Annotated in this window: 8 protein-coding genes; 6 read left to right on the forward strand and 2 right to left on the reverse strand. The window is 40.6% G+C overall.

Annotated elements, in window-relative coordinates; translation table 11 throughout:
- Nucleotides 1-386 precede the first annotated feature (386 nt).
- From caiT to caiE, 6 genes are all read left to right on the forward strand, one after another.
- Nucleotides 387-1,904, forward strand: a complete 1,518-nt coding sequence (gene caiT, locus DD649_RS15095) for an L-carnitine/gamma-butyrobetaine antiporter (RefSeq protein ID WP_294108414.1) — start codon at nt 387-389, stop codon at nt 1,902-1,904.
- Between the two features lie 38 nt (nt 1,905-1,942).
- Nucleotides 1,943-3,085 (forward strand): crotonobetainyl-CoA dehydrogenase, encoded by a 1,143-nt coding sequence (gene caiA, locus DD649_RS15100; RefSeq protein WP_294108415.1) that lies wholly within the window; start codon nt 1,943-1,945, stop codon nt 3,083-3,085.
- A gap of 70 nt (nt 3,086-3,155) precedes the next feature.
- Entirely contained in the window at nt 3,156-4,376 is a 1,221-nt protein-coding gene (gene caiB, locus DD649_RS15105) for an L-carnitine CoA-transferase (RefSeq protein WP_294108417.1), read from the forward strand.
- 72 nt (nt 4,377-4,448) lie between these two features.
- Entirely contained in the window at nt 4,449-6,005 is a 1,557-nt protein-coding gene (gene caiC, locus DD649_RS15110) for a crotonobetaine/carnitine-CoA ligase (protein WP_294108419.1), read from the forward strand.
- Between the two features lie 83 nt (nt 6,006-6,088).
- The gene (gene caiD, locus DD649_RS15115; RefSeq protein WP_294108421.1) at nt 6,089-6,874 is read left to right on the forward strand and encodes a crotonobetainyl-CoA hydratase; all 786 of its coding nucleotides are present in this window, start codon (nt 6,089-6,091) and stop codon (nt 6,872-6,874) included.
- A 24-nt stretch (nt 6,875-6,898) separates the two neighbouring features.
- Nucleotides 6,899-7,492 carry a carnitine operon protein CaiE gene (caiE, locus tag DD649_RS15120; RefSeq protein ID WP_294108424.1) on the forward strand — a complete coding sequence of 198 codons (594 nt, stop codon included), beginning with the start codon at nt 6,899-6,901 and terminating at the stop codon, nt 7,490-7,492.
- A gap of 79 nt (nt 7,493-7,571) precedes the next feature.
- Here the strand turns inward: caiE and caiF are convergent, their stop codons facing one another.
- A complete protein-coding gene (gene caiF, locus DD649_RS15125; protein WP_294108426.1) occupies nt 7,572-7,973 on the reverse strand; it encodes a carnitine metabolism transcriptional regulator CaiF in 402 nt (133 codons plus the stop codon).
- A 613-nt stretch (nt 7,974-8,586) separates the two neighbouring features.
- A complete protein-coding gene (gene dxs, locus DD649_RS15130; RefSeq protein WP_294109102.1) occupies nt 8,587-10,455 on the reverse strand; it encodes a 1-deoxy-D-xylulose-5-phosphate synthase in 1,869 nt (622 codons plus the stop codon).
- Between the last annotated feature and the right edge of the window lie 67 nt (nt 10,456-10,522).

The raw sequence follows: 10,522 nt of genomic DNA on the forward strand, positions 1-10,522 counted from the left end.
CTACTCACCAATATTGTAAAAATCATCCACTTAGCGATGAAATGTTCAATATTGGTACACTAATCACCAATACTGAATGCTTTAATTAACATTAAAGTCACAATATATTTTATCCATTTGTATTTATTGTAGTTTTTGATTTGTTTAAATTAAAAAAACAATAACATTTAATGAACACGAATAATATTGTGACCTTACTAACAGAATTGTTAATGACTAGCCGACATGATTTGAATAGTGAATTAATGATTAATTAAGTTGATTTAAATTTAATGATAAATAAATGAGGGTGTGTTGGAATAATATTTATTTAAACACTATTACATGAATGTTAAATATTTATTATTTTAAAGGTTATAAATTAAATAATAAATTAGGATCCACCTATGAGCAAAGAAAACAAAAAGGCAGGAATAGAACCTAAAGTTTTTTTCCCGCCATTAATAATTGTTGGAATATTGTGTTGGTTAACAGTACGTGATTTAGATGCATCGAATGCCGTTATCAACGATGTATTTAGTTATGTCACTAATGTGTGGGGATGGGCCTTCGAATGGTACATGGTTATCATGTTCGGAGGTTGGTTCTGGTTAATTTTTGGTCCTTATGCCAAGAAACGTCTTGGTGATGAAAAACCAGAATTTAGTCGTGCGAGCTGGATTTTTATGATGTTCGCATCTTGTACCTCCGCTGCGGTACTTTTTTGGGGCTCAATTGAAATTTATTACTATATTTCAACACCGCCATTTGATTTTGAGCCTTATTCAAATCAAGCCAAAGGAATTGGTCTCGCCTATAGCTTATTTCACTGGGGGCCTTTACCGTGGGCGACTTATAGCTTCCTTTCAGTTGCTTTTGCCTACTTCTTTTTTGTCCGAAAAATGGATGTTATCAGACCAAGTAGTACGTTAGTGCCACTTGTGGGCGAAAAACATGCTCATGGCTGGTTCGGTACAATTGTCGATAACTTTTATCTAGTCGCTTTAATTCTCGCAATGGGGACCAGCTTAGGTTTGGCTACACCGCTTGTTACTGAGTGTATTCAGTACTTATTTGGTATTCCACATACCTTAGCGCTTGATGCCATTATTATCTTTTGTTGGATAATCCTGAATGCTATCTGTGTTGCATTTGGTTTACAAAAAGGGGTACGTATTGCCAGTGATGTGCGTAGCTACCTCAGTTTCTTAATGCTTGGATGGGTTGTTATCGTTGGTGGCGCCAGCTTTATGGTGAACTACTTTACTGAATCTATCGGCACTTTAATGATGTATATGCCACGTATGCTGTTTTATACCGACCCAATCGGTAAAGGCGGCTTCCCACAAGGTTGGACCGTGTTCTATTGGGCGTGGTGGGTTATCTATGCCATCCAAATGAGTATTTTCCTCGCGCGTATTTCAAAAGGGCGCACCGTACGTGAGCTGTGTCTAGGAATGGTCGCAGGACTGACCGCAGGAACGTGGTTGCTCTGGACCATCTTAGGCAGTAACACACTGCAACTGATTGATAAAAATCTAATTAACATTCCACAACTGATTGAAGAGTTCGGCGTTGCCCGCGCCATCATTGAAACATGGGCTGCCTTACCATTGAGCACTGCAACAATTTGGGGCTTCTTCATCCTCTGCTTTATTGCCACTGTAACATTGATAAACGCCTGTTCTTATACGTTAGCCATGTCGACTTGTCGTGCTGTGAAAGATGGCGAAGAGCCACCGCTATTAATTCGTATCGGTTGGTCGGTCTTAGTTGGTGTTATCGGTATTGTTTTACTGGCTTTAGGGGGATTGAAACCGATTCAAACCGCAATCATTGCCGGAGGATGCCCACTTTTTTTCGTCAACATCATGGTAACGCTCTCCTTTATTAAAGATGCAAAAGTGCATTGGAAAGACAACTAATTTACCTATACAGACACAACATTTAAGAGGTTATTGATATGGATTTTAGATTGAATGACGAGCAAGAACTGTTTGTCGCCGGGGTAAGAGAGCTGATGGCCAGTGAAAACTGGGAAGGTTATTTCGCACAGTGTGATCGTGACAGCAAATACCCTGAACGCTTTGTTAAAGCATTAGCCGATATGGAAATTGATAACCTGCTGATCCCTGAAGAACACGGTGGCTTAGATGCAGGGTTTATTACCGTTGCTGCTATCTGGATGGAACTTGGACGCTTAGGTGCGCCAACTTATGTGCTGTATCAATTGCCGGGTGGTTTTAATACGGTGCTTAGAGAAGGAACTCAAGAGCAAATTGATAAAATTATGGCATTTCGTGGTACAGGTAAACAAATGTGGAACTCTGCGATCACCGAACCGGGTGCAGGTTCAGACGTAGGTAGTTTGCAAACTAATTATACGCGTCGCGATGGCAAAGTTTACTTAAATGGTAGCAAATGTTTTATCACCAGTAGTGCATATACCCCTTATGTGGTGGTGATGAGCCGTGATGCAAGTTCGCCTGACAAACCTATTTTTACCGAATGGTTTGTTGATATGACTAAACCGGGCATCAAAGTAAACAAGTTAGAAAAACTGGGTTTACGCATGGATAGCTGCTGCGAGATCACGTTTGATAACGTCGAGCTTGAAGAAAAAGACATGTTTGGTCGTGAAGGTAATGGTTTTAATCGCGTAAAAGAAGAGTTCGACCATGAACGTTTCTTGGTGGCGTTGACCAACTACGGTACGGCGATGTGTGCATTTGAAGATGCGGCGCGTTATGCAAATCAGCGTGTGCAATTTGGTGAAGCCATTGGTCGTTATCAACTGATTCAAGAAAAATTTGCACATATGGCGATCAAGCTCAATTCAATGCGCAACATGTTATATGAAACTGCATGGAAGAGTGACAACGGTTTAATCACTTCTGGTGATGCAGCCATGTGTAAATTCTTTTGTGCAAATGCGGCATTTGAAGTTGTTGACTCTGCAATGCAAGTCCTTGGTGGTGTTGGTATAGCGGGTGAACACCGAATTTCACGCTTCTGGCGTGACTTACGTGTTGACCGTGTCTCTGGCGGTTCTGATGAAATGCAAATACTGACACTTGGTCGCTCAGTACTGAAACAGTATCGTTAATAGCTGAATTATCGCGGGTTGGCTCAGAGTTGAGTTAGTGGGTCAACCCAGTTTCGCAGGAGATTTAACCATGACAGAACATTTACCAATGCCACAGTTTGGCCCACTTTCTGGTGTCAGAGTGGTTTTTTCAGGGATTGAAATTGCAGGACCCTTTGCGGGACAAATGTTTGCAGAGTGGGGCGCTGAAGTTATTTGGATAGAAAACGTCGCATGGGCAGACACGATTCGCGTACAGCCTAACTACCCACAATTGTCTCGCCGTAATTTACGTGCACTATCGCTGAATATTTTTAAGGATGAAGGGCGCGATGCATTCTTAAAGCTAATGGAAACTACCGATATATTCATTGAGGCAAGTAAGGGTCCTGCCTTTGCCCGACGTGGTATTACCGACGAAGTCCTTTGGCAGCATAATCCAAAATTGGTTATCACTCACTTGTCTGGGTTTGGTCAATATGGCGATCCGCAATATACCAACCTTGCAGCCTATAACACTATTGCTCAGGCATTTAGTGGCTACCTCATTCAAAATGGTGATAAAGACCAGCCAATGCCGGCTTTTCCTTATACCGCTGATTATTTTTCAGGTATGACGGCAACAACCGCAGCATTAGCGGCATTGTATAAAGCGCGTGAAACAGGAAAAGGTGAAAGTATTGACGTTGCCATGTACGAGGTCATGTTGCGTATGGGGCAATATTTTATGATGGATTATTTCAATGGTGGCGAAGTTTGCCCAAGAATGACCAAAGGGAAAGATCCGTACTACGCAGGTTGTGGTTTATATAGCTGTAACGATGGTTATATCGTGATGGAAATTGTCGGTATTTCGCAAATCCAAGAGATTTTTAAAGACATTGGTCTTGCGCATTTATTGGGAACGCCTGAAATACCAGAAGGCACTCAGCTTATTCATCGTGTGGAATGCCCTTATGGCCCATTAGTTGAAGAGAAGCTAGACGAATGGTTAGGTGCTCGCTCGATAGATGAAGTGCTAGCAAGGTTATCTGAAATTAACATTGCTAGTGCGAAAGTTTTGACCATCCCTGAACTTGAAAGTAATCCACAATATATTGCCCGTGAATCCATTACCGAGTGGCAAGCAATGGATGGACGTACCTGTAAAGGTCCTAACGTAATGCCTAAATTTAAAAATAATCCAGGGCAGATCTGGCGCGGTATGCCATCACACGGCATGGATACTACCGATATCCTCAAAAATATTGGTTATAACGAAAATGATATTAGGGGGCTAGTCGATAAGGGGCTGGCCAAAATTGTTGAGTAATTGAATGAATTATCAGGTCAATAACTTAAATTGGCCTGAAGATTCATCAGGGAAATGATGGGATAACAATTGATGGATGTAATCGGTAAACAAAATTTGCGCCAAATGTGGGATGACCTTGCTCAAACCTATAAAAATAAAACTGCGCTTATCTTTGAATCCTGTGAAGGGAATGTACGCGAGTTAAGTTATTCACAAATGAATCAACATATTAACCGCACTGCAAATCTCTTTTTAGCTCATGGTATACAAAAAGGAGACAAAGTTGCTTTGCATTTAGATAATTGCCCGGAATTTTTCTTTTGCTGGTTTGGTCTAGCAAAAATAGGCGCAATTATGGTGCCGGTGAATGCAAGATTTAGATATGAAGAAAGTGCTTGGATCATGGAAAATTGTCAAGCTCGGATGGTCGTCACTCGTCCTCATTTTGCTGATATTTATCAGCGTATTTTAGATGACAACAGCACAATACTTGAGCATGTTTTTCTTATTTCTGATACGCCGCTTGAACCACAAGATGGCATATCAGATTTTATGCATGAACTCGCTAAGCACTCCCCAGAATTAACGCAATTAATTGAAATCGACGTTGGTGATACTGCTGAAATATTATTTACCTCGGGAACGACATCTAAACCTAAAGGTGTCGTTATCACCCATTATAATTTACGTTTTGCGGGATATTACTCTTCTTGGCAGTGCGCATTACGTTCAGATGATGTGTATTTAACTGTCATGCCTGCTTTTCATATTGATTGTCAATGTACTGCATCAATGGCAGCTTTTTCAGTTGGTGCCACCTTCGTTTTATTAGAAAAATACAGTGCTCGTCGTTTTTGGCAGCAAATAGTCAAATATCGCGCCACAGTGACGGAATGTATTCCTATGATGATGCGAACTTTATTGAGCCAGCCTATTGCTGACAATGAAAGTAATCATCAACTACGTGAAGTTTTATTTTATCTCAATCTTAGCGATGAAGAAAAAGACCAGTTCATTGAACGTTTTGGTGTTCGGCTTTTAACGTCTTATGGTATGACCGAAACCATTGTGGGCTTGATTGGAGATAGACCTGGCGATAAGCGTCGTTGGCCATCTATTGGCCGTGTAGGTTTTTGTTATCAAGCACAAATTCGCGATAAACAAAATCAGCCCGTTGCTACGGGGGTCATTGGTGAACTGTGTGTGAAAGGTGAACGAGGAAAAACGTTATTTAAAGCCTATTACAACAATCCCGAAGCAACAGAAAAAGCTTATGACAGCGATGATTGGCTACATACTGGCGACTTTGCTTATCAAGACGACGACGGTTTTTTTTACTTTGTCGATCGAAGTTGCAACATGATTAAACGCGGTGGTGAAAATGTGTCTTGTAGTGAAATTGAAAATATCATTGCATCACATCCGGCTATTGTCGATGTGGCGGTGATTGGTGTCGCAGATGATATTCGTGATGAGGCTATTAAGGCATTTATTGTACTCGAAGAAGGCGCAATTTTGACAGAGGAAGAGTTCTTTGCCTTTTGTGAGAAACAAATGGCGAAATTTAAAGTGCCATCATGGGTTGAGGTTCGTCAGGATCTACCACGTAACTGTTCTGGTAAGGTGTTGAAAAGGCATCTGAAATAATTGAGCGAACTGATCATTTTACTTTTAATTGTCAGTTTTCAATTTTAACGCACAAGGTATTTTAATAATTAAGGGATTGAACTATGAGCGAATCATTAAAAGTAACACGCAATGGATCGGTACTGGAAATTGTTCTCGATAGACCAAAAGCCAATGCGATTGATGCTAAAACTAGCTTCAAAATGGGTGAAGTATTTTTGAATTTTCGTGATGATCCAACACTGAGAGTGGCGATTATTACAGGGGCAGGGGAGCGATTTTTCTCCGCCGGTTGGGATCTTAAATCTGCAGCTGAGGGCGAAGCCCCTGATGCAGATTTTGGCCCCGGTGGTTTCGCAGGGTTAACTGAAATTTTTAATCTGAATAAACCTGTTATTGCCGCGGTAAACGGTTATGCCTTTGGTGGTGGATTTGAGCTTGCGCTCGCGGCAGATATGATTATTTGTGCGGAAAACGCCAGCTTTGCTTTGCCAGAAGCACAATTAGGTATCGTACCAGATAGTGGCGGTGTCCTGCGTTTACCTAAAATATTACCCGCGCCAATAGTGAATGAAATGGTGATGACAGGCAGACGTATGGATGCGCAGGAAGCATTACGCTGGGGTATTGCTAACTATGTTGTTCCTATCGATGAATTAATGACTAAAGCACGTGAGATAGCTGAACAAATCACCCAGAGTGCGCCATTAGCGGTTGCCGCATTAAAAGAGATTTTCCGTGCTACAGCGGAGCTATCTGTCGAGGAAGGCTATCAATTGATGCGTAGTGGTACGTTAACAAATTATCCAGATGTTCTTCACTCTGAAGATGCGACCGAAGGACCTTTAGCATTTGCAGAGAAAAGAGAGCCAAACTGGAAAGGTCGTTAAACTTAACGTAATAATAGAGGCATTATGAGCTTTTATGCATTTGAAGGGGTGATCCCCGTGGTTCATCCAACCGCTTATATCCATCCCTCAGCTGTTATTATTGGGGATGTTATTATTGGCGAAGGTGTATTTGTTGGGCCACATGCCTCTTTACGTGGCGATTATGGACGCTTAATTATTGAAGCTGGCGCAAATATCCAAGATGGTTGCATTATGCACGGATACAGCAATGTAGAAACAATAGTTCGTGAATGTGGTCATATTGGTCATGGCGCAATACTGCACGGTTGCATTATTGGTCGTGATACATTAATTGGTATGCACAGTGTGATTATGGATGGTGCAGTTATTGGCGATGAAAGTATCGTGGCGGCAATGAGCTTTGTGAAAGCAGGGTTTGTTGGGGAAACAAGGCAGCTTCTTGTGGGCAGTCCCGCTCGCTATCTTCGCCGAGTCACTGATGATGAAATGTATTGGAAGCGTTTAAACACCAAAGAATATCAAGATTTAGCGGGGCGATACCATTTAGGATTACAAGAAACAATGCCATTAACTGAGATCGAGGCAAACCGTCCTTTGCTATTCGGCACAACAGATGTCAAACCGAAAGGGCAGTAAATAAATAAGTTCTACGTGATTAGATAATGTAAAACGCAGTTATAAAAATTCAATAAACCTGCGTTTTACAGGATCAATATTAAATCGCTTCACGGCGCTGTGCTTTTGACAGCATCCACTGCCATTTTTGTTCTCTATTAAGCTCAGTAGGCGGAACCGCTGCCATTTTAGCAGGAGAGCTAAGCGTTACTTTTTCAGATTGATAGCCTCTAAGACGAGAATAGAGTTGGTTATCAATACCTTTGACTTTAATCAGCCTTTGGCACTGACATCCTCTACCTGCAAGTTTATTTGGTATCATTTTAATTTCACATTGGATCTCAGTCACATCTGAAAGAATATAAGAGATAATATTGACCGCATTAGGATGCGGAATATCAAAATTATTTGATATTTCTCGGGCTGTTGTCCAACGGTCTTGCTTTAAGATCCAACTTGCAATAGATAAATACAAGGGTTCATTAATATATTGTCCACACATAAGCACTCCAAAATCTAATAATTAAATTCTTCTAATAAAGAGAAACTATATGCTAATTTTAGTTTGACTGGTGAATAACTGTTATTAAGTTATTAAATAAGAATATAAATATATCGATTAATTAATTTCGGGTTAAATTTGTTAAATTAACACGGTTAATATTATCACTTTTATAAATTTGCTTTCTTATGTCTAAGCCGCTGCATACATAAGGTAAGCATTCCCAGACTACGGGCGTTTAATGAGATTAATTCAATATTTAAATTATCATGAAACACCGTGATACACTTCATACTAATAGATTTTAAAATAATTTGCATGCCTTTATTTGTAATATTTACATTTAAATCAGATGTTCTTGTTTTAATAAAAAGTAAAAATAATTATTTTACTTATAAATAAATTTTAATTATGTTTTTTTATTAGATTGAATGATATTGAGATACGTTTAAAATGTAAATAAAAAGGATTTAAAGTTATTTATATTTAAATGGTAATATAAATGAATACTATTACTCACAAGCGGTGTGAAGCTGTTCTTCGGTGTGGTTTGCTTTTTATGCAATAAAATAGAAGTAGGCACTGCGTATTGCAATGCCTAATGAACTAAAGATTAAGGTTTGTCGAGATAAGTGGTGATCGAGCGAACAATGCCAACGCAATCTAGACCAAGTTCTGAGATTAGCTCTTCTTGGCTGCCTTGAGAGATAAAAAAATCAGGTAATCCAAGATTTAATACCGGTAAAATTTTCTTTTCACGCATCAAAAATTCATTAACACCACTACCTGCACCACCCATGATGGCATTTTCTTCCAGTGTCACAATGAATTCATGGTTGTTTGCCATATCAAGGATTAGTGCCTCATCAAGTGGCTTCACGAAGCGCATATCAACAACAGTGGCATTGAGTTGCTCAGCGGCTTCTAATGCGTGGCTTAATAAAGTACCAAAGCATAAGATAGCGATTTTCTCACCTTGACGACGAATAATACCTTTACCTATTGGTAGCGGCGATAGCGGCTTAAGTTCCACACCGGTTCCCGTTCCTCTTGGATAACGAACTGCGGTTGGGCCATCTTGGTATTGATATCCTGTATGTAACATTTGGCGACATTCATCTTCATCACTCGGTGTCATGATGATCATAGTTGGAATGCAGCGTAAGAATGAAATATCAAATGATCCTTGGTGGGTTTGTCCGTCAGCGCCAACAATTCCTGCGCGATCAATAGCAAACATGACGGGCAGTTTTTGAATAGCCACATCGTGGATCACTTGGTCGTAGCCACGTTGTAAGAAAGTCGAATAAATCGCTACAATCGGTTTATAACCGCCAATAGCTAGACCAGCGGCAAAGGTAACTGCGTGCTGCTCAGCAATCGCGACATCGAAATATTGGTCAGGATATTCTTTTGAGAAACGAACCATACCCGAGCCTTCACGCATTGCTGGTGTGATAGCCATCAGTTTTTCGTCATCTCGTGCTTCTTCACACAGCCAGTCACCAAAAATTTTAGAGAATGTGGGACCTGTTTCTTTACTTTTAGGTAGTGTGAATGTGCTTGGATCGAATTTAGGCACTGCATGCCAGCTGATAGGATCTTTTTCTGCTGGCTCGTAGCCACGACCTTTTTTGGTCATAATATGCAAAAATTGAGGACCTTTAAGGTCTCGCATATTTTTTAAGGTCTGGGTTAAGGCAACAACATCATGGCCATCAACAGGACCGATATAATTAAAACCTAATTCTTCAAACATAGTACCAGGTACTACCATGCCTTTTATGTGCTCTTCAGTTTTCTTCAATAATTCTTTAATAGGCGGAATGCCTGAGAAAACTTTTTTGCCACCTTCACGTAGCGTAGTATACAGCTTGCCTGAGAGTAGATGCGCTAAATGATTATTCAGTGCGCCAACGTTTTCAGAAATAGACATTTCGTTATCATTGAGGATCACCAACATATCTGTTTCTGCATCGCCCGCATGGTTCATTGCTTCAAAAGCCATACCCGCAGTAATCGCACCATCACCAATTACACAGACAGTTTTACGATTTTTATTCTCTTTTTTGGCGGCAATCGCCATACCTAAACCTGCACTAATTGAGGTTGAGGAGTGACCTACACTTAAAATGTCATATTCACTTTCAGCGCGCCAAGGGAAAGGGTGCAAACCATTTTTTTGGCGAATAGTATCAATTCTATCGCGACGACCCGTTAAAATCTTATGTGGATAGGCTTGGTGCCCAACATCCCAGACAAGGTTGTCGAAAGGGGTTTTATACACATAATGTAATGCCACGGTAAGCTCAACGGCACCAAGACCGGAAGCAAAGTGACCGCTTGAACGTCCCACGCTATTAAGTAAAAATTGCCTAAGCTCATCACAAAGCTTAGGCAAGCTCTCTTTAGGCAGCAGACGAAGTTCATCTGGTGTCTCGGCTAGTGCCAGCGTAGGGTATTTAGCGATGTCGATACTCATTAGGTGCTCACTTTTAATTAATAAAAAAATACCCGTCATACTTCAAGCTGTAGGGGCGTTGGTTTCG

This window comes from Providencia sp., assembly GCF_003533305.1.
Taxonomy (GTDB): Bacteria; Pseudomonadota; Gammaproteobacteria; order Enterobacterales; family Enterobacteriaceae; genus Providencia.